The 18,945-nt window shown below is 64.4% G+C and carries 17 protein-coding genes; 8 read left to right on the top strand and 9 right to left on the bottom strand.

Annotation, left to right across the window (positions count from 1 at the left end; all coding sequences use genetic code 11):
- Window positions 1-200: 200 nt before the first annotated feature.
- From LB541_RS14725 to LB541_RS14705, 5 genes are read right to left on the bottom strand one after another with little or no spacing between them, the layout of a single operon-like run.
- Window positions 201-707: a sarcosine oxidase subunit gamma gene (locus tag LB541_RS14725; RefSeq protein ID WP_224519039.1), complete on the bottom strand. Its 507-nt coding sequence runs from the start codon at window positions 705-707 to the stop codon at window positions 201-203.
- Entirely contained in the window at window positions 700-3,648 is a 2,949-nt protein-coding gene (locus tag LB541_RS14720) for a sarcosine oxidase subunit alpha family protein (RefSeq protein WP_318012612.1), read from the bottom strand. Before LB541_RS14720 ends, LB541_RS14725 begins: the two co-directional genes overlap by 8 nt.
- A complete protein-coding gene (locus LB541_RS14715) occupies window positions 3,645-3,911 on the bottom strand; it encodes a sarcosine oxidase subunit delta (RefSeq protein ID WP_224618780.1) in 267 nt (88 codons plus the stop codon). Before LB541_RS14715 ends, LB541_RS14720 begins: the two co-directional genes overlap by 4 nt.
- Before the next feature lie 12 nt (window positions 3,912-3,923).
- Window positions 3,924-5,180 carry a sarcosine oxidase subunit beta family protein gene (locus LB541_RS14710; protein WP_224618779.1) on the bottom strand — a complete coding sequence of 419 codons (1,257 nt, stop codon included), beginning with the start codon at window positions 5,178-5,180 and terminating at the stop codon, window positions 3,924-3,926.
- Window positions 5,181-5,189: 9 nt separating this feature from the next.
- Window positions 5,190-6,338: a M24 family metallopeptidase gene (locus LB541_RS14705; RefSeq protein ID WP_140499284.1), complete on the bottom strand. Its 1,149-nt coding sequence runs from the start codon at window positions 6,336-6,338 to the stop codon at window positions 5,190-5,192.
- 454 nt (window positions 6,339-6,792) lie between these two features.
- On the opposite strand from LB541_RS14705, the gene ehuB (LB541_RS14700) reads away from it, so the two are divergent.
- From ehuB (LB541_RS14700) to LB541_RS14680, 5 genes are read left to right on the top strand one after another with little or no spacing between them, the layout of a single operon-like run.
- Window positions 6,793-7,662 (top strand): ectoine/hydroxyectoine ABC transporter substrate-binding protein EhuB, encoded by an 870-nt coding sequence (ehuB, locus tag LB541_RS14700; protein WP_140499283.1) that lies wholly within the window; start codon window positions 6,793-6,795, stop codon window positions 7,660-7,662.
- Between the two features lie 57 nt (window positions 7,663-7,719).
- Window positions 7,720-8,448 (top strand): ectoine/hydroxyectoine ABC transporter permease subunit EhuC, encoded by a 729-nt coding sequence (gene ehuC, locus LB541_RS14695; RefSeq protein WP_140517355.1) that lies wholly within the window; start codon window positions 7,720-7,722, stop codon window positions 8,446-8,448.
- Window positions 8,445-9,104: an ectoine/hydroxyectoine ABC transporter permease subunit EhuD gene (gene ehuD, locus LB541_RS14690; protein WP_224618778.1), complete on the top strand. Its 660-nt coding sequence runs from the start codon at window positions 8,445-8,447 to the stop codon at window positions 9,102-9,104. The genes ehuC and ehuD overlap by 4 nt, the downstream gene beginning before the upstream one ends.
- Window positions 9,101-9,880, top strand: coding sequence for an ectoine/hydroxyectoine ABC transporter ATP-binding protein EhuA (gene ehuA, locus LB541_RS14685; protein ID WP_140499280.1), 780 nt, complete (start codon window positions 9,101-9,103; stop codon window positions 9,878-9,880). The genes ehuD and ehuA (LB541_RS14685) overlap by 4 nt, the downstream gene beginning before the upstream one ends.
- A complete protein-coding gene (locus tag LB541_RS14680) occupies window positions 9,877-10,602 on the top strand; it encodes a GntR family transcriptional regulator (RefSeq protein WP_140517353.1) in 726 nt (241 codons plus the stop codon). Before ehuA (LB541_RS14685) ends, LB541_RS14680 begins: the two co-directional genes overlap by 4 nt.
- Window positions 10,603-10,671: 69 nt before the next feature.
- On the opposite strand, the gene LB541_RS14675 is transcribed toward LB541_RS14680, so the two are convergent.
- From LB541_RS14675 to LB541_RS14660, 4 genes are all read right to left on the bottom strand, one after another.
- Window positions 10,672-11,778 (bottom strand): alcohol dehydrogenase family protein, encoded by a 1,107-nt coding sequence (locus tag LB541_RS14675; protein ID WP_224618777.1) that lies wholly within the window; start codon window positions 11,776-11,778, stop codon window positions 10,672-10,674.
- A 112-nt stretch (window positions 11,779-11,890) separates the two neighbouring features.
- The gene (locus tag LB541_RS14670; protein ID WP_140499277.1) at window positions 11,891-13,270 is read right to left on the bottom strand and encodes an aspartate aminotransferase family protein; all 1,380 of its coding nucleotides are present in this window, start codon (window positions 13,268-13,270) and stop codon (window positions 11,891-11,893) included.
- A 32-nt stretch (window positions 13,271-13,302) separates the two neighbouring features.
- Window positions 13,303-14,796: an NAD-dependent succinate-semialdehyde dehydrogenase gene (locus LB541_RS14665; protein ID WP_140521583.1), complete on the bottom strand. Its 1,494-nt coding sequence runs from the start codon at window positions 14,794-14,796 to the stop codon at window positions 13,303-13,305.
- 199 nt (window positions 14,797-14,995) lie between these two features.
- Window positions 14,996-15,487 carry an Lrp/AsnC family transcriptional regulator gene (locus tag LB541_RS14660; protein ID WP_140517347.1) on the bottom strand — a complete coding sequence of 164 codons (492 nt, stop codon included), beginning with the start codon at window positions 15,485-15,487 and terminating at the stop codon, window positions 14,996-14,998.
- Between the two features lie 84 nt (window positions 15,488-15,571).
- On the opposite strand from LB541_RS14660, the gene LB541_RS14655 reads away from it, so the two are divergent.
- The 3 genes from LB541_RS14655 to ehuB (LB541_RS14645) all read left to right on the top strand — a co-directional run bounded on the left by LB541_RS14655 (window position 15,572) and on the right by ehuB (LB541_RS14645) (window position 18,915).
- Window positions 15,572-16,957, top strand: a complete 1,386-nt coding sequence (locus LB541_RS14655) for a PLP-dependent aminotransferase family protein (protein WP_140499275.1) — start codon at window positions 15,572-15,574, stop codon at window positions 16,955-16,957.
- A 221-nt stretch (window positions 16,958-17,178) separates the two neighbouring features.
- Window positions 17,179-17,970 (top strand): ectoine/hydroxyectoine ABC transporter ATP-binding protein EhuA, encoded by a 792-nt coding sequence (ehuA, locus tag LB541_RS14650; RefSeq protein ID WP_140499274.1) that lies wholly within the window; start codon window positions 17,179-17,181, stop codon window positions 17,968-17,970.
- A gap of 93 nt (window positions 17,971-18,063) precedes the next feature.
- Window positions 18,064-18,915 carry an ectoine/hydroxyectoine ABC transporter substrate-binding protein EhuB gene (gene ehuB, locus LB541_RS14645; RefSeq protein ID WP_140499273.1) on the top strand — a complete coding sequence of 284 codons (852 nt, stop codon included), beginning with the start codon at window positions 18,064-18,066 and terminating at the stop codon, window positions 18,913-18,915.
- Window positions 18,916-18,945 lie beyond the last annotated feature (30 nt).

The raw sequence follows: 18,945 nt of genomic DNA, 5'->3' as shown, positions 1-18,945 counted from the left end.
CGCGCTGCCGTGGCGTGTCGGCCTCCACCAGTGATGCCGAGACCTTCGCCGATGCGGACGACTGTATCGAGCGTCGTGCAAAAGGTATGCGCGCGGTGAGTCCTGCCGGTTTAGCGGCCGACAGGATCGCCGGACAGGTCCAGCTTTTTCCTTACGCAATCGCGAGCGGAAAAACGTTACGCACTTTTCCTGGGGTTGCTTTAACGCGCGGCGGCAATCCAGTCGGCAAGGCTGCGGGCGAAGCTTCGCGGCACGATCAGGTCGCAGCTGCTCTCGCCCGTTCGCAGATAGAGCGCCGGCACGTGATGGACGGACGTCTGTACGGCACGGCCGGGAGCCGAAGCGGCGGACGACCAGTCGACCGGCATGCAGGCAGAGAGAATGTCCTGAAGACGCGCACCCTCCATCCTGAATCGCACCCGGCCTTCGCCGAGCAGAACCGAGCAGCCCAATTCAGGATCGATCGCAATGGCCGGCGGTTCCGCACCTGTCTCGACGATCAGCCAAAGACGGCGGGGCGCGATCCTGACGATGAGGGCGCCAGCATGCCGAACCGTCTCGCCGACGTCGGCAGGAAGCGTCGCGCCCAAGGCCTGCGAGACGCTCGTTTCGAATCTTGTCAGCGTTTCTTCCCAGCCCTCGATCTGAACGATCGGGCAATCGGAGGCCCACAGGTTGAAGTCCTTCGACAGCACAGGTTCAACCATGCATGCGCTCTCCCTTGGGGTCTAGGAAGACAGAAGGCACGACGCGGGCGCGAACCGTCTCTGTCCGCATCGGGTAGACCGCGATGACCTCGTCTCCTTCGGCCGCGGCATTGCCCGCGAACAGCGCCAGTCCGACATAGTGGCCGAGTTCCGGGCTGAAGGTAACCGAGGTGATCCGACCGCGCCCGTGGCCGGTGACGGCATCGCCAGGCAGGAACACTATGGCGCCTCCGCGCAGCCGCTTGCCGTCCTCGATGCATTCCAGCCCGATGAGGCGCTGGCGGTCGGGTGCCTGAAAGGCCGGACGACGACGCAGGACGTCGCCGACGAATCCGCCGCGTTTGCCGGCCATGCGCCCGAGGCCGAGATCGTCGAGCGTGGTGCGGCCATCGATCTCGGGCCCGGCGACGTGGCCCTTTTCGACGCGCAGCGCACCAAGCGCCTCGACGCCATAAGGTTTGAGGCCGAACGGCGCGCCTGCTTCGATGAGACGGCTCCAGGCCTGTTCGCCGGCGCTGGCGCCGACATAGATCTCGTAGGCGCGCTCGCCGGAATAGCTGAGGCGGATAACGCGCAGGGCCCGTCCGTCGAACCCGGCTTCGATGACGCCCATATGCGGCAGCGTCTCGTTGGAGACATCGAGCGTGGGAAAGGCGGCGGCAAGGACATCGCGGCTTCGTGGCCCGGCGATCGACATCGCCGCCCACTCGTCGCTTACCGAAGAGACCGCGACACGCAAATCCGGCCAGGCGGTGTCGAGCAGGAATTCCAGCCGCGACAGGACATCGGCGGCCCTGGCGGTAGAGGTGGTCATGAAGAAGCGATTTTGCGACAAGCGCGTGGTGGTGCCGTCGTCGAAGACGACGCCGTCGTCGCGCAGCATGACGCCGTAGCGCGCGCGGCCAACGGGAAGCTTGGCGAAACCGTTGGCGTAGACACGGTCGAGGAATATGGCCGCGTCCGGCCCCTGCACGTCGATCTTGCCGAGGGTGGAAATGTCCATCAGCCCGGCGCCGCCGCGCACGATCCGCATCTCCGCGACATAGGCTTCATTCACGTCGCGTCCGGCATCGCGATAGAAATACGGACGCATCCAGAGACCGACCTCGAGCATCTCGGCACCGTTTGCCAGGTGCCAGTCGTGCATCGGCGTGCGACGGACCGGCTTGAAGTGATGACCGACGGCGCGACCGGCCAGCGCGCCGATCGCGACCGCCGCGTAGGGCGGGCGAAAGGTCGTGGTTCCGGTTTGCGCAATCGTTGCCCGGCGCAGCGCCGCCATGGCCGAAAGTGCTGCGAAATTGCTGGTTTTGCCCTGGTCGGTCCCCATGCCGAGCGTGGTGTAGCGCTTCAGGTGTTCTACCGATTCATAGCCCTCGCGATGGGCGAGCTCGACGTCCTTGGTGGTCACATCCATCTGTAGATCGACGAAGGCCTTGCCGCGCCCCGCGGAAGAGATCGCACGAAAGGGAGCGGCCGGGGCCCCTTCGAGATCGAGTTCATCCGGCGCCGGCATGGCCGCCGGTTTTCCACAGAAGCATGCCGCTTCGACGCCGGCGCGGTGGCCGTCCTCGATCGCGTCGGCGGTCGAGAAGCGCCCCATCATCGCGCCGGCGCCGAACTGGCCTGCCGGAAAGCCGCCCGGAACGAAGCCGTCGATGTCGTCGCGATAGACGGGCCTGGCGCCAAGATGCGAGGTGAGATGCACGGTCGGCGACCAGCCGCCGGAGACGCAGACGAAATCGCAGGCGATTTCCGATTTGGCGCTCGGGCCGGCAAGCCGTACGGCCTTCACCGCATGGCTGCCGCGCAGATCGGCGATCCGGGTTCCGGAGCGGATCTCTACGTTCAGGCGTCCGGCTTCCGCCGCCAGACCGGCGGGCGGAGCGCCGCGCTGGTCCGCGACCGTCACTCGCGCGCCGGCGGCGGCGAGGTCGAAAGCAGCGCGATAGGCGCCGTTGTTCATCGTGGCCACGAGGATATTCTTTCCCGGCAGCACGGCGAAGCGGTTGAGATAGGTGCGGGCGGCGGACGCCAGCATGATGCCTGGCCGGTCGTTGTTGGAGAACACCAGCGGCCGTTCGATAGCACCGGCGGCAAAGATGATCGAGCCGGCGCGAAGCACGGTGAAAACCTGCCGCGCAGCGCCTTGCGCGACTTGGCCGTCATGCCGCTCGATCAGCCCCAGCGTGTTGCCGTCATAGGTGCCGAAGGCCATCGTCTTGCGCATCAGGGTGACGTTGGGCTGGCCTGCAAGCTCCGCCTCGATCTTTGTCAGCCAGGCTGCCGCCTTGCCATCGGTGCGCTCGGCAAGAAGCTGGCCACCGAGCAGAAAGTCCTGTTCGACGAGGACGACCCTGGCGCCGCTGGCTGCCGCGGCGCGCGCCGCCGACAGGCCGGCAGGGCCGCCGCCGACGACTGCAACATCGGCAAATGCATGCCCGGTCTCGTAACGGTCGGGATCGGGTTCGGTGCCGGCACGGCCCAATCCCGCGGCTTTGCGGATGAAATGCTCGTAAAACATCCAGGCGCGGCGGGTCGGACCCATGAAGGTCTTGTAGTAGAAGCCGGCGGAAAGGAGGGGCGCAAACAGGCCGTTGACGCTCTGCACGTCGAAGGCAAGGGACGGCCAGCGATTCTGGCTTTCGGCAGTCATACCTTCAGCCAGTTCCAGTGTCGTGGCCGGAAGGTTCGGTTCGCGCCGTCCGCCGCTTCCGAGCGTAACCAGCGCGTTGGGTTCTTCCGGGCCGGCCGAGAAGATGCCGCGCGGCCGATGGTATTTGAAGCTGCGGGCTGTCAGCATGAGCCGATTGGCAAGCAGCGCGGAAGCAAGCGTATCGCCTCGATAGCCGCCCAGCTCGCGGCCGTCGAATGTGAAGCGGAGCGGCTGCGTGCGGTCGATACGGCCGCCGGCGGCCAGACGATTTCCAATCATTTTCATGCTGGCATGTTCCTGGCGAAGCCGACCGATGCGATAGCGTGGTTCCTCGTGTCGCGCTCGATGACCAGCCATTGCCGGCAGCCGGTCACGTGCTGCCAGAATTCCCGGTGCGGCCCCGCCGGGTTCTTGCGCACGTAGACATAGCGGTACCACGCCTCCGGATCGGGATCGTCATGCGCCGGGCGCACCGCGGAAGCGTCGCCGCCATAGCGGAACTCGTCATGGTCGCGCGGGCCGCAGCATGGGCAGTCGATGCGAAGCATTTCTCTCGTTCTCTATTGCAGCCAGGCCGAGGGGCCTGCGCCGGCCTCGTCGAGCGTGTGGCCGGTCCGGAAACGGTCGAGCGTGTAGGCGGCGGTCAGCGGATGCGGCTTGCCGGTGGCCAGCATATGGGCAAAGCACCAGCCGGAGGCCGGCGTCGCCTTGAAGCCGCCATAGCACCAGCCGCCATTGAGATAGAGCCCTTCTATCGGGGTCGGGCAGATGATCGGACTGGCGTCCGGCGTCATGTCCATGACGCCGCCCCAATGGCGCAGCAGCCTGACACGCGAGATGCAGGGCATCAGGGCTATCGCCGCCTCCGCCACTTCGCGCACGACGCCGAGATTGCCGCGCTGGGCGTAGGAATTGTAGCCGTCGAGATTGCCGCCGAAGACCAGCCCGCCCTTGTCGGACTGGCTGACATAGAAATGGTCTGCGCCATAAGCGACGACGTGATCTACCAGCGGCTTGAGCGGCTCGGTGACGAAAGCCTGGAGCACGTGGCTTTCGATCGGCAGTTCCAGGCCGGCCTTGGCGGCAAGGAGCGAAGTATGGCCTGCGACGGCGAGGCCGACCTTGCCGGCGCCGATGCGGCCCTTGCTGGTCTCGACGCCGACGATCCTTTCGCCGTTGCGGACAAAGCCGGTCACCTCGCAATTCTGGATGATGTCGACCCCGTGGCCGTCGGCAGCGCGCGCATAGCCCCAGGCGACGGCATCATGGCGGGCGGTGCCTGCGCGGCCTTGCAAGATCGCACCATGGATCGGAAATCGCGCGGTTTCGGAGAAATCGAGATAGGGTACCAGCCGGCGCACAGCGTCGCGGTCGAGTATGTCGGCGTCGATGCCGTTCAGACGCATGATGTTGGTGCGATGGCTGAATGTGTCGAGTTGATCGGCCGAATGGGCAGTGACGATCTGGCCGCGCTGCGAAAACATCACGTTGAAGTTCAGCGCCCGCGACAAGCCTTCCCACAGCTTGACCGAGAATTCGTAGAACTGGGTGTTGCCGTCGAGCAGGTAGTTGGAGCGGATGACGGTGGTGTTGCGGCCGACATTGCCGCCGCCGACATAGCCCTTTTCCAGAACGGCGACATTGCGGATGCCGTGGTTCTCGGCGAGGTAGAAAGCCGTCGCAAGGCCATGCCCGCCCCCACCGACGACGATCACGTCATAGGCGGGCTTCGGCTCGGCCGCGCGCCAGGCGCGCCGCCAGTTCTTCTGGCCGGAAAGGGCATTGCGGAAAATCGAAAACGCCGAATAGCGCGCCATGTTCATGGTCTAGCGGACGATCGGGCCGGCCGGGGTGCGGGTCAGCACTTCGGCCCCCGCATCGGTCAGCAGCACGGTGTTGGAGATGAAATGGTCGCCGCGGCCGGTGCCCATCAGCCAGGACAGGATGTGGAAGCTCATCCCGGTCTCGATTTCGAGATCGGAATCGTGCCTGAGGCCCGTCACCGAATTGCCGCCGGTCCATGAGGGCGGCTGGCCGATGCCGACGAGATAGCCGCAATGATGGCGGCGATAATGCGACAGGCCGGCCTCGTCGGCGACGCCTTGCCAGGCGGCGTAGACATCGCGCGCCCTGGCACCTGGCTCGAGCGCCCTGACGACGGCCTCGAATGCCTTGGCCGTGACCTCGGCCATGGCGGCATCTTCGTCCTTGATGTTGCCGATGCGGATCAGCCGGCCAAGCGGCGCGTGATAGCGCGAGACACAGCCCGACAGTTCGACGAAGACCGGCTCGCCGCTGCGATAGATGCCGTCGCCCCAGGTCGTGTGCTCCTCGCCGAGCCGGGCGGCGGGCCGGATGAACGGGCCGAAGCCCGGCGCGTGGCCGCCGGCGCGCACCATCGCCGCCACGCATTGGGCGGCAACCTCCTGCTCGGCGGCGCCGTCGGAGATGGCAGCGATGGCGGCACCTGCCGCAGCATCCGTGACCTTGGCGGCGCGGCGCATCAGCACCTGTTCCTCGGCGCTCTTCACCAACCGCATCTTGTCGACCAGTCCCGAGACGTCGCTCCACTTGGCGTCGGCCTGCGCCTCAAGCTTCAGGGCGAGGCCGTGGCTGAGGCCGGACGTCCAGTTTTCGATGCCGATCCGTTTGCCGGCCAGGCCGAGTTCGGAAATGACGCGCGCGGCGAGGTCGGCCGCGGTCTCGCTGTCGGAGTGACCGCGGAATTCTGCTGCCTTCACCTGATTCTCGATCGTCACCTTCTCCATCGACCGGGTGACCAGGATAGGACGCCGGTCGAGCGTGACGATCAGGAGGTGCGGCGCGAAATAACCCCAATGGTCGAGGCCGGTGAGGTAGAAAACAGTCTCCGGCGAGGCGAAGACGGCGGCGTCGAGCTTGCGCTCTGCCAATGCCGTGCGAACTTTCGACAAGCGGCCGGCGATCTCGGCTTCGGAAAAGGGATTGCGGTCCATTGAGGTGTCCTTGAGTTGCCGGTCCTGGGCTGATGGTCAGTCGATGAAGATGGGATCGCGGGTCACGTCGCAGAGCCGCTCGCCGCCGCCTTCGCTGGCGCTGGGATCCTGGCAGATGATTGAGATCGAAGCCGGCCTTTGCCATGCGTTGCTTCACGTCGGCCAGGCGCCGCGCGTATTCCGCCTTGGTGGGCCCGCCCGACGCGTCCAAAGCCGTTTTCCTTCCTGCCCTCATCCAAAGGCGGTTCGTATCGCATCGAGAAAGCACACCTTAATTGTGCACAACTTGCGCATCACAAAGCCGCACAATCAAGCCCAATGGCGATTTTTCCAGATTCGTACAGTGCGTCTTGCGATATGTCCAGATGAGTTGTATACGTCTTAGTGCGCTTGACGCGATGGTGGAGAAACATCGTTCGAGCCCGATAATTATCGAAGAAGAAAAGGGGAAAGCATGTTCACGTCACAGATATCCCGCCGCGCGCTCGTGAAGGCCGCCGCCTGTCTTGCGCTCGCCGCGACCGCATTCACGTCACTGCCGGCCCATGCCGAAACGACGCTCGAACGCGCCAAGAAGGACGGCTATATCCGCGTCGGCTTCGCCAATGAGGCGCCGTTCGGTTTCGCCACGCCTGACGGCAAATTGACCGGCGAAGCGCCGGAAGTCGCCAAGGCGGTGCTCGCCAAGATGGGCATTGCGCAGGTCGACGGCGTGCTGACCGAATTCGGCTCGCTCATTCCGGGTCTCAAGGCCGGCCGCTTCGACATCATCGCCGCCGGCATGTTCATCAATCCCAAGCGCTGCGCCGAGATCAATTTTTCCGAACCGTCCTATGGCATCGGCCAGGCCATGCTGGTCGCGAAGGGCAATCCGAAAGGCGTGAAGGACTATTCGAGCATCAAGGACAATCCCGATCTCAAGCTCGCCGTGATGGCGGGCGCCGTCGAGGGGGGATATGCGAAGGACGCCGGCGTTGCCCAAGGACAAGTCGTTTCCTTGCCCGACCAATCCAGCCTGGTCGCGGCGGTCCAGTCTGGCCGTGCCGATGCTGCCGCGCTAACCGCGCTCTCGATCGCCGACATGGCCAAGAAGGCCGATGGCGTCGAATCGACCAAGCCCTTCGGTGAAGTTGCCGGCAAGTCGGTGAAGGGCCATGGCGGCTTCGGCTTCCGCAAGGAGGACACCGATCTGCAGGAAGCGTTCAACGCCGAACTGAAGAAGTTCCTCGGTACGCCGGAGCATATCGCGCTGGTCGAGCCGCTCGGCTTCGGCAAGGACTATCTGCCGAACAAGACGACTGCAGAGCTCTGCAAGGGCGAATAAATTCCCAACTGCTGGGCGGCGTGAAAACGCCGCCCTCTTTTTTCCTCGGAGAAGCAGATGGGTATCCGCACGCTCGTTGCCATGCTGGTCGTTTCGCTGGCCGTGATCGCGGCGCTGGCGACGCAGGAGACATACAGGCTGTTCCTACCGGGACTATTGCAGGGTGCCGTCCTGACGATCGAGATCGCCGTCCTCGGCAGCCTGCTGGCGGTCGTCATGGGGGTGCTCGCCGCGCTGGCGCGCATGTATGGTCCAGCGCCGCTCAGATGGCTGGCTACGGTCTATGTCGAAATCTTTCGCGGCACCTCGGCGCTGGTGCAATTGTTCTGGCTGTTTTTCGTGCTGCCGCAATTCGGGGTCACGCTCGACGCGTTTCCCGTCGCGGTGCTGGCGCTTGGCTTGAATGTCGGCGCCTATGGATCCGAATGCGTGCGCGGCGCAATCCAGTCGGTCGCGCGCGGCCAATGGGAGGCGGGAACGGCGCTCAACATGAGCCGCGCGCAAATGCTGCGCCGGATCATCCTGCCCCAAGCCTTCGTCGCCATGATCCCGCCCTGGGGCAATCTGTTCATCGAGCTTTTGAAATCGACGGCGCTGGTTTCGCTGATCACGCTCACGGACCTCGCCTTCAAGGCGCAGCAGATGAACCAGAACACCTTCAAGACCATTCCTATCTTCACGCTGGTGCTGTTGATGTATCTCGCCATGTCGCTCACCGTTTCTATCGGCATGCGGCTTCTCGAAAGGCGGGCCTCGCTCGGTCTGGCGCGGGGGAGGGCGGCGTGATCTGGGATTGGAGTTTTGCCGCTGAGATCCTGCCGGTGCTCGCACGCGCCGCCGTCGTCTCGATCGAGGCGACGCTGCTCGGCTTCGTCATCGCGGCTTTGCTCGGGCTGATCCTCGCGGTAATCCGTATCGCGGTGCCCTGGACCGGCTGGACGATCTCGGTGCTGGTCGAACTGATCCGCTCGACGCCGCTGCTCATCCAGATCTTCTTCCTCTATTTCGTCTTTCCGAAATTCGGCGTCGTGCTCGACGCATTCACGGCCGGCGTTCTGGCCATCGGCATTCACTACGCCGCCTATTGCTCGGAAGTCTACCGCGCGGGCTTCGACAACATCCATCGCGGCCAGTGGGAAGCCTCGATCGCACTCAACCTCTCCTCCTGGACGACCTTTCGCGACATCATCATCCCGCAGGCGATACCGCCGATCGTGCCGGCGCTCGGCAACTATCTCGTCGCGCTGTTCAAGGAGACGCCGCTGCTGTCGGCCATCGCCGTGCTGGAACTCATGCAGACGGCCAAGATCATCGGCTCCGAGACTTTCCGCTACACCGAACCGATCACGCTGGTCGGCCTGTTCTTCCTGGCCATGAGCCTGGTTTCGGCCGCGCTCATCCGTGCCCTCGAACGCCTGCTCAACCGAAGGACCGCGCGATGACCGAACAACCGATGGTCCGTTTCGACAATGTCTCGAAGCGTTATGGCGCGCTCACCGTGCTCGACGGGCTGAACCTCGAAATCGCGCGCGGCGAGAAGGTTTCCGTCATCGGACCGTCCGGTTCCGGCAAGACCACGGTCTTGCGCATGCTGATGACGCTGGAGACGATCAATGACGGCGTCATCTGGGTCGAAGGCGAGCCACTGACGCATATGAAGCAAGGCGGAAAGCTGGTGCCCGCCAATCTTGCCCACATCCGCCGCATCCGGGCGAAGATCGGCATGGTGTTCCAGTCTTTCAACCTGTTTCCACACATGACGGCGATGGCCAATTGCATCGAGGCGCCGATGACCGTGCTTGGCATGAAGCGGGCCGATGCCGAGGCACGGGCGGCCGAGCTCCTCGACATGGTCGGGCTGTCGCAAAAGAAGGATCATTATCCTTCCCAGCTTTCCGGCGGCCAGCAACAGCGCGTCGCCATTGCCAGGGCGCTGGCGATGCGGCCCAAGATAATGCTGTTCGACGAGGTGACGTCCGCGCTCGATCCGGAACTTGTCGGCGAAGTGCTGCAAGTGATAAGGCAAATCGGCCGCGAGCATGATCTGACGATGCTCATGGTCACCCACCAGATGGGCTTCGCCAAGGAATTCTCCGATCGCGTCTGCTTCTTCTACCAGGGCAAAATTTGCGAGCAGGGGCCGCCGGCAGAGCTTTTCGGCGCACCCAAGAATGAGCGGACGCGGCAGTTCCTGCACGCTGTCCTGGAGGCTGGATGACGCTTGATACGGATGCCTCGGCCAAGACCGTGCCGCCTTCGCGTCCGCTTTCGGCGCGCGAACGGTTCGAACGCATCTACCTGATCCTGCGCGACCGTATCTGCCTGCTCGATTATCCGCCGGGGAGCCGGCTCTCCGAGGAAGAACTCGCCCAGGAATTCGAGATCAGCCGCACACCGGTCCGACGCGTGCTGGCGCGGCTCGAGGCCGAAGGGCTTGTGCAATCGATCCACGGCGTCGGTACGATCGTTACCGACGTCGACATCGAGGAGTTGCAGCAGGTCTATCATCTGCGACTGGAACTCGCGCTGCTGGTCGGCAAGCTTTCGCCAATTCCCCGAACGGCGGTCGACCTCGATCGCATTCGAGCGCTCATCGCGCGCTGCGATTCCGATATGCTCAATCCGGATCAGCGTGCCTTCCTGCAGCTGAATATGGACTTCTTCACTGAACTATCCGGCATGACCGGGAACCAGCCCCTGCGCGAAATAAGCGAAAGGCTGTATTTTCAGGTTGCGCGCGTAGTCCTCAAGATGATGCCGCAGCTCGGCCTTGTGGAGGAGTTCACGGCCTTCCGGCGCGAAATGGAGGAAGTGCTGGCCGCCGCGGAAATCGGAGACTGGGAATCGATCGGGCACATCAGGCGAGCCCATATCTCGATGAGCTTTCGGCGCATGGTGCGCCATGCCGGCCGACATGATGAATTTGACGGCAAGACCTGACGGTCTTCCTTTGGCCCGGTGACGTAGCTTGCCATGCCGGCGGCGAGAAGCGCTGCTGTTCCCTTCTCTTTATTTGGGGCGCCGCTGTTCAGCCACGGCGTCGGGCACCACCACCAGCTTGCCGACGAAGTCCTTGGCGATGAAATCGGCTTGGGCGCGGTGGAAATCGGAAAGTCTGTAGACGCCGCCGACCAGCGGCCGGATCTTGTCTTCCTCGATATAGCGCACGATACGGCGGAAATCCGCGCGTGTGCCCTGGCTCGAGCCGTGGAGCTGAAGCTGCTTGAGATACATGGTCCTGAGATCGAGCTGGACGACCGGGCCGGCGATCGCGCCTGCGGTGGTGTAGCGGCCCTCGGGCCTCAGGATGCGCAACAGATCGTTGAAGATCGCGCCGCCGACAAGGTCGGCCACGACGTCGATGGGCTGGCCGCCGGTCGCCTTGATCACGGCTTGCGGCAGGTCGGCCACGCCACGGGTGATCACGGCTTCGGCGCCGATGTCGAGCACTGCCTGCTCCTTGCCCTTGCCGACGACGGCATAGGGAATGGCTCCGCGCGCCCGCGCCAATTGCACGATGCCGGAGCCGACGCCGCCCGAGGCGCCGGTGACCAGCACGCGTTCGCCGGCCTTGAGCCCTGCACGTTCCAGCATCTGCTCGCCGGTGAGATAGGCGCAGCAGAAGGTGGCGAGTTCGACATCGCTCAAGTCAGTGTCGACGACATGGGCGTTCTCGGCCGGTACAGCCTGGTATTCGGCGTAACCGCCGTCGCGGCCGTGACCCATATAGTCAATGTCGGCGAGCGAATCGTCGTCGCGATTGTAGATCGAGAAATCGACCATCACTCGTTCGCCGATGCGTTCCGGCGAGACCCCTGCGCCAACGGCAGCGACGGTGCCGACCGTGTCGGTGCCCTGGATACGCGGAAAGGTCAGGGTGTTGCCCTGGCGCCGCCATGTCGACACGGCCCCTGCGTCCTCCTCCGTGCCATAGGCGCCCTGGCGAACCCAGACGTCGGTGTTGTTCATGCCGCAGGCGCTGACCTTGACCAGCACTTCGCCGGCGGCGGGCACAGGCACTTTCACGTCGGTGCGGTAGACGAGCTTTTCCGGGCCGCCGTGGCCGGTAAGCTGCACGGCCGCCATGGTGGCGGGGAGGGTGGGATGAGAGGTCATCGCGTTCACTTCCGAATACTTGTAGGTGGCGCTGCCCCTCACCTTTACCCTCTCTCCGTGAACGACGAGAAGGTGCCGGCAGGCGGATGAGGGGCAGCGCCGATCTCGGCAATTAGAGATTGGCGAACACGCTCTTCACGGCATCGGCGGTCTTGGCCACCACGGTGTCAGCCTCCTCGCGCGTCAGGCAAAGCGGCGGGGCGAAGCCCAAAATGTCGCCCTGCGGCATGGCGCGGCCGATGACCCCGCTTGCGGCGAGGGTCGTGGCGATCTGCGGTCCGATCTTCTGCGCCGGATCGAAGAACACACGGTCGTCCTTGTCGGCGACGAACTCGACCGCCGCCAGCATGCCGTCGCCGCGCACCTCGCCGACGTTTTTGTGGCCGCCGACGGCCTTGGTCAATTCGGCGCGGAAATAGGCGCCGGTCTCGCCGGCATTCCTCACCAGATCCATCTCATCGATCAGTTCGAGGTTGGCCACACCCGCGGCGACGCAGATCGGATGCGCCGAATAGGTCCAGCCGTGCCCCAGCGAGCCGAGCTTGTCGGAGCCCTGCACCAGAACCTGCCACATCTTGTCGGCGACGATGACGCCCGACAGCGGCGCGTAGGCGGAGGTCAGGCCCTTGGCAATGGTGATCAGGTCCGGCTTGATGCCGTAATGGTCGGAGCCGAACATGGTGCCCAGCCGGCCGAAGCCCGTCACCACTTCGTCGGCGACCAGGAGCACGTCGTACTTCTTCAGCACCGCCTGGATTTTCTCCCAGTAGCCGGCGGGCGGCGGCACGATGCCGCCAGTGCCGAGGATCGGCTCGCCGATGAAGGCGGCGACGGTCTCGGGGCCTTCGGCCAGGATCATCTCTTCCAGCTTGTCGGCGCAATGCTGCGAGAACTGCTCCTCGCTCATCGAGCGGTCGGCGCGGCGGAAATAGTAGGGCGCCTCTGTGTGCAGGATCGGCGCGCGCGGCAAGTCGAAGGCATTGTGGAAAAGATCGAGCCCGGTCAGCGATCCCGTCATGATGCCGGAGCCGTGATAGCCGCGCCAGCGCGAGATGATCTTCTTCTTCTCCGGGCGGCCAAGCACGTTGTTGTAGTACCAGATCAGCTTGATGTTGGTTTCGTTGGCATCCGAACCGGAGAGGCCGAAATAGACCCTCGACATGCCCTTCGGCGCACGGTCGATGATCATCTTCGACAGCGTGATCGAGGCCTCGGTGCCGTGGCCGACATAGGCGTGGTAATAGGCGAGGTTCGTGGCCTGGGCGGCGATGGCGTCAGCGATCTTCTGGCGGCCATAGCCGACATTGACGCAGTAGAGGCCGGCGAAGGCATCGATACTTTTTCTGCCGTTGCTGTCCCAGACGGTGACGCCTTCACCGCCGGCCATGATGCGCGTCGGCGATTCACCGCGCGCGTGGGTGCCCATATGCGTCGAGGGATGGAAGAAGTGATCACGATCCCAGGCGGCGAGTTCGTTGGACTGGTCGAGCATTCTTTTGACTCCTTGAGGAACGTGGACGCGGCTTAAGCGACGTCCAGGCAAAGATATTTGAGATCGGTGAAAGCTTCGAGCCCCTGACGCGAACCCTCGCGGCCAATGCCGGACTGCTTGACGCCGCCGAACGGGATCGGCGCACCGGTGATCTTGACGCGGTTGATGGCGACCATGCCGTAGTCCAGCGCCCTGCCCAGGCGCTGCTGGCGGGCGCCGTTCTCGGTCACGACATAGGCGACCAGACCATATTCGGAGGCGTTGGCGCGCGCGGTCACCTCGTCCTCGCTGTCGAACGGCGTCACGGCTGCGACCGGACCAAACGTTTCTTCGCGCATGATCAGTGCCTCGTCAGATACGTCAGCCAGCAGCGTCGGCTGGTAAAACAACGGGCCGGCCTGGTGCCTTCTGCCGCCGGCGAGGCAGCGGGCGCCATGGGCGAGCGCGTCGGTGACCTGCTCCTCGACCTTCTTGACGGCGCGCTCATGCATCAGCGGGCCGATGTCGCTTTCGTCGGCAAGGCCATTGCCGGTCCGCAGCGCCTCGATGCGCTTGGCGAAGGCGGCGCAGAAACGATCGTAGATCGGCCGCTGGACATAGATGCGGTTGGCCGCGAGGCAGTCCTGGCCGGACGTGGCGAATTTGGCGTCGACGGCGATGCGCACGGCCTTGTCGAGATCGGCGTCGGCAAAGACGATCAGCGGCGCGTGGCCGCCAAGCTCCATAACCAGCCGCTTCATCGTCGGCGCGCTCTGGGCCGCGATCAGCCTGCCGATCTCGGTCGAACCGGTGAAGCTCATGGCGCGCACGCGCGGGTCCTCGCACATTCGCCCGACTATGATCGACGCCTTGCCAGTGACGACGTTGAAGACGCCGGCGGGCAGGCCGGCGCGCTCGCCGAGTTCGGCCAGCGCCAGCGCCGAGAGCGGCGTTTCCGAAGAGGGGTGCGCGACGATGGTGCAACCGGCGGCAAGGGCCGCAGCCGCCTTGCGGGTCAGCATGGCGGACGGGAAGTTCCACGGCGTCACGACGCCGACGACGCCGAGCGGCTCGCGCCGCACCGTCATTTCCGCCTTCGCCAGATGGCTAGTTACGCTTTCGGCGTTGAGGCGCTTTGCTTCCTCGGCATACCATTCGACGAAAGAGGCGGCATAATCGATCTCACCGAGCGATTCCTTCAAGGGCTTGCCCTGTTCCAGCGTCATCAGCAGAGCGAGATCGTCTTTCGCGGCTATGATGAGGTCGAACCATTTGCGCAGGATTTTCGAGCGCTCCTGCGGCAACAGCGCCCGCCAGGCAGGGAAAGCGCGCGCCGCCGCGTCGATCGCACTTGCCGTCTGGCGGCCATCGAGCGCGGCGACAAAGGCCACCGTGGCGCCGGTCGCCGGGTCGGTGACCTCGAAGCTCTCCGCCGCCTCGCTTGCCGTCCAGTGCCCGTCGACATAGGCAAGCTCGCGCAGCAGCCGGCGGTCGGCGAGGCGGTCGAGCGCCTCATGGCGGTGCGAACGGGCAAAGTGCGCGGACATCATCGATTGCTCCCGATTGGGGTGATGCCGCAAGACTAGGGGCGTCGGCGCGAAGGATGAGGCTGTTTAGGTGCAGCTATATAGAGAGATTCTCTCTATATAGCTGGGGAGCAGGACGATCTGTCTAGCCGTAGGGGTGGGGCGGGTGCTTTCGCGCATTCTCCGAGCGTACGGTGCCAGATGAACGCTGGTTTCGATCTCAGGACTGCACCGGCAACAGATCGGCAAGCGGTAGCACGGTCTCGTCCTTCACCGTCTTGATGACGATGTAGGTGAAGTAACGATCGATGCCGATTTCGCGTTCGAGCAAGGCATCGACCAGCCGCTGATAGGTATCGATATCGCGCGCCATCACCTTCAGAACGTAGTCGACGCCGCCGCCCACCGACCAGCAGGCTACAATCTCAGGTATGTCGCGGATGACACGCTCGAAGCGGTCGAAATCGGCCTGGCGATGGCTGGCCAGCGTCACCTCCATCAGCACGGTGGCGACGGGTGCGACGACGCGCATAGCAATCGAGGCATGATAGCCGGAGACGATGCCGGCCTTTTCCAGCTTGCGCAGCCGCATCCAGCACGGCGTCGGTGACAGGCCGACCTTGTCGGCCAGCGCCAGCTTGGTGATGCGCCCGTCACGCTGGATCGCGTCGAGGATTCTGAGGTCGATCGGGTCGAGTTTCGCGGCGGCCATCTGTATCCACTTTTTGGTCCCGCCGTACCATGACGGCGCATTATTTCGATTGTCAATTGCACTGATTTCGATCTCTAATAAGTCATGACATTATGGCAACCTGATCCCGCGCTCATCCGGCGGCCCGCCTACCAGTCGCTGGCCGACCAGTTCGCACGCGCCATTCATGATGGGCGGCTCGCCAACGGCGCGCGGCTGCCGACGCATCGCCGGCTGGCCGACGAGTTGAAACTATCGGTGCAGACGGTCAGTCGCGCCTATGAGGAACTGATTCGCCGCGGCCTGATCTCGGGCGAGATCGGCCGCGGCAGCTTCGTCCAGACGCAGCGGCGCGAGCCTGAGCCGCCCTATCTGCCGGAGCGGCTGGGCGAAGTGATCGATCTCTCGATCCTGAAGCCGGTCTGCGAGCCGATGCATCTGGAGCGGCTGAAGCAGGCGCTGGGCTGGCTGGCCGACAACCTGCCGTCGAGTTCGGCGCTGTCGTTCCGGCCCAACATGGTGTTTCCCCGTCACCGCGCCGTGGCGGTCGAGTGGCTGAAGCTGTGCGGTCTCGATGCCTCGCCGCAGAATATCAGCCTGACCAATGGCGCTACCGCCGGCATGACGGTGGCGCTGATGAGCGTGGCGCCGCCCGGCTCGACCGTCGCCACCGAGGCGATCGGCCACCATACGCTGGTGCCGCTCGCCCGCTATCTCGGCTTCAACCTCGAAGGCCTGCCGATAGACGGCAATGGCCTTATCCCGGAAGCGCTGGACGAGGCCTGCCGGATCTCCGACATCCGCGCCGTGTTCGTGCAGCCTTCGGTGATCAACCCGACGGCGACGCTGATGGATGCGGCGCGGCGCGAGCAGATTGCGGCGGTTGCGCGCAGGCACGACATAGCCATCATCGAGAACGATGTGTTGGGGCCGCTGGTCGAGGACCGGCCGCCGCCGGTCGCCGCCTTCGCGCCTGAACGCACGCTCTACGTCACGTCCTTCACCAAGATCGTGGTGCCGGGCCTGCGCATCGGCTATCTCGCCGCCCCCGACCGCTATGTCGCCGCGGTCGCCAACCGGCATCTGGTTTCCAACTGGATGGCGACGCCGCTGGTGGCGGAGATCGCCACCAAATGGGTGACCGACGGCACCGCGATGGAACTGGTGCGCTGGCAGCGCACAGCATTGCGGCGACGCCAGGACATCGTCGCCGAGGTGCTGGCCGGCGTCGACTATCGCACCCGGCGCGACGGACTGCATGTCTGGTTGCAGCTGCCCGCCGACCGTGCCGAGGAGAGCTTCGTCGCCCAGGCGCGCCTGCAAGGCGTGGCGATCGCGCCCGGCGCCTCCTTCCGCATCTCGCAAGCGCCCTGGCAACCGGCGGTGCGCATCTCGCTGGGCTCGACCACCGAGGGGGAACTGCGCGCCGGCCTCGGCGTTGTCACCAAGCTGCTGCTAGGCGACCCCGAGCATCTGCTGCTCGCAATCTAGCGAGATGTGCCGCTATCCAGACGATGCCGACCGCCAAAGGCGTCCCCGGTGCTGTCATTTTCGGTTCGACTTGATTTCGATCTCGGCACATTGCTAGGCACTGAATGTCCAAGAATTGTGCGGGATCAGAATAATTGTCATGATATTATTTTCCCAATTGACATGATTTGGCGGGTTCCGCATCGTTAAGGGCATAGGCTTCTCCAGCACGGGAAATTCGTTTGTCCGCATCCGCGCCTATCATCAAGGTCGATGGCATTTCGAAAAGCTTCGGCACTTTCAAGGTGCTGGACGGCCTGTCCATGCAGGTCATGCCCGGCGAGAAGCTGGCGCTGATTGGCCCGTCCGGCTCGGGCAAGACGACGATCCTGCGCATCCTGATGACGCTGGAGCGCATCGATGGCGGCCACATCCAGATCGACGGCGAGCATCTTTATCACATGGAGCGAAACGGCCAGCTGCTGGCTGCCGACGAGCGGCATCTGGCCAGGATGCGCCAGAAGATCGGCATGGTCTTCCAGCTGTTCAATCTGTTCCCGCACAAATGCGTCATCGACAATGTCACGCTGGCGCCGATGCTGACCAAGGGCACGCCGCGCGCTGCCGCCGAGAAGCGGGCGATGGAATTGCTCGACATGGTCGGCATGGCCGACAAGGCCAAGGCCATGCCGGCACAGCTTTCGGGCGGCCAGAAGCAGCGCGTCGCGATTGCCCGCGCGCTGGCACTGTCGCCCCGGATCATGCTGTTCGACGAGGTCACCTCGGCGCTCGATCCCGAACTGGTCGAGGAGGTGCTCAACGTGATGCGCAAGCTCGCGGCCGAAACCGACATGACGATGCTGCTCGTCACCCATGAAATGGGCTTTGCCCACGACTTCGCCGACCGGGTGCTGTTCTTCGACCGCGGCCGCATCGTCGAGGAGGGCAAACCCGATGAGATTTTCCGCCATCCCAAACAGGAGCGCACGCAAGGTTTCCTGAAGAAGATCATCGCGGCCGGACATCGCGTCTGACCGCCATGCCAGAGGCGGCGACACCGTCCGCAAGGGCGGCATTGCCGTCCTGAAATGACTGCAACCAAGAACACAAACATGGAGTTGGGAACAATGAAAAAACTTGGCATTCTGGCCGGCGTCGCCGGTCTTGCGCTGACCGCGGTGCTCGCGGCCTCGAACATCGGATCGGCCGACGACAGCAAGCTCGAGCAGCTGAAGGCGCAAGGCTTCGCCCGCCTCGCCATCGCCAACGAGCCGCCCTACACGGCGGTCGCCGCCGACGGCAAGGTTTCGGGCGCCGCGCCCGACGTGGCGCGGGAAATCTTCAAGCGGCTGGGCGTCGCCGACGTCGCCGCCTCGATCTCGGAATATGGTGCCATGATCCCCGGCCTGCAGGCCGGCCGCTTCGACGTCGTCACCGCCGGCCTGTTCATGAAGCCGGAGCGTTGTGCGGCGGTTGCCTATTCCGAGCCGGTGCTGTGCGACGCCGAGGCGATGCTGGTGAAGAAGGGCAATCCGAAGGGCTTCAAGAGCTATGAGGATGTCGCCAAGGACACCTCCGCTACCATCGGCGCGCCCGGCGGCGGCACTGAGGAGAAGCTCGCGCTCAACGCCGGCGTGCCGCGTGACCGCGTCATCGTCGTGCCCGACGGCCAGAGCGGGCTGAAGATGGTGCAGGACGGCCGCATCGACGCCTATTCGCTCCCCGTCCTGTCGATCAACGATCTGATGAAGAAGGCCAATGACCCGAGCCTCGAAGTCATAGCACCCGTGCAGGGCGCGCCCGTCTATTGCGACGGCGCCGCTTTCAAGAAGGGTGACGAGGCGCTGCGCGACGCCTTCGACGTCGAGCTCGCCAAGATGAAGAAGTCGGGCGAGTTCGCCAAGATCATCGAGCCCTACGGCTTCTCGGCGGCGGCGGCGATGTCGACGACGCGCGACAAGCTCTGCGCGGCGAAATAAGCGCTTTTCCCTTCTCCCCGTCCACGGAGA

This window comes from Mesorhizobium sp. BR1-1-15 (assembly GCF_020165475.1).
Lineage (GTDB): Bacteria > Pseudomonadota > Alphaproteobacteria > Rhizobiales > Rhizobiaceae > Mesorhizobium.
Note: the sequence above shows the minus strand (reverse complement) of the source record. Positions and strands in the feature narration are given on the sequence as shown.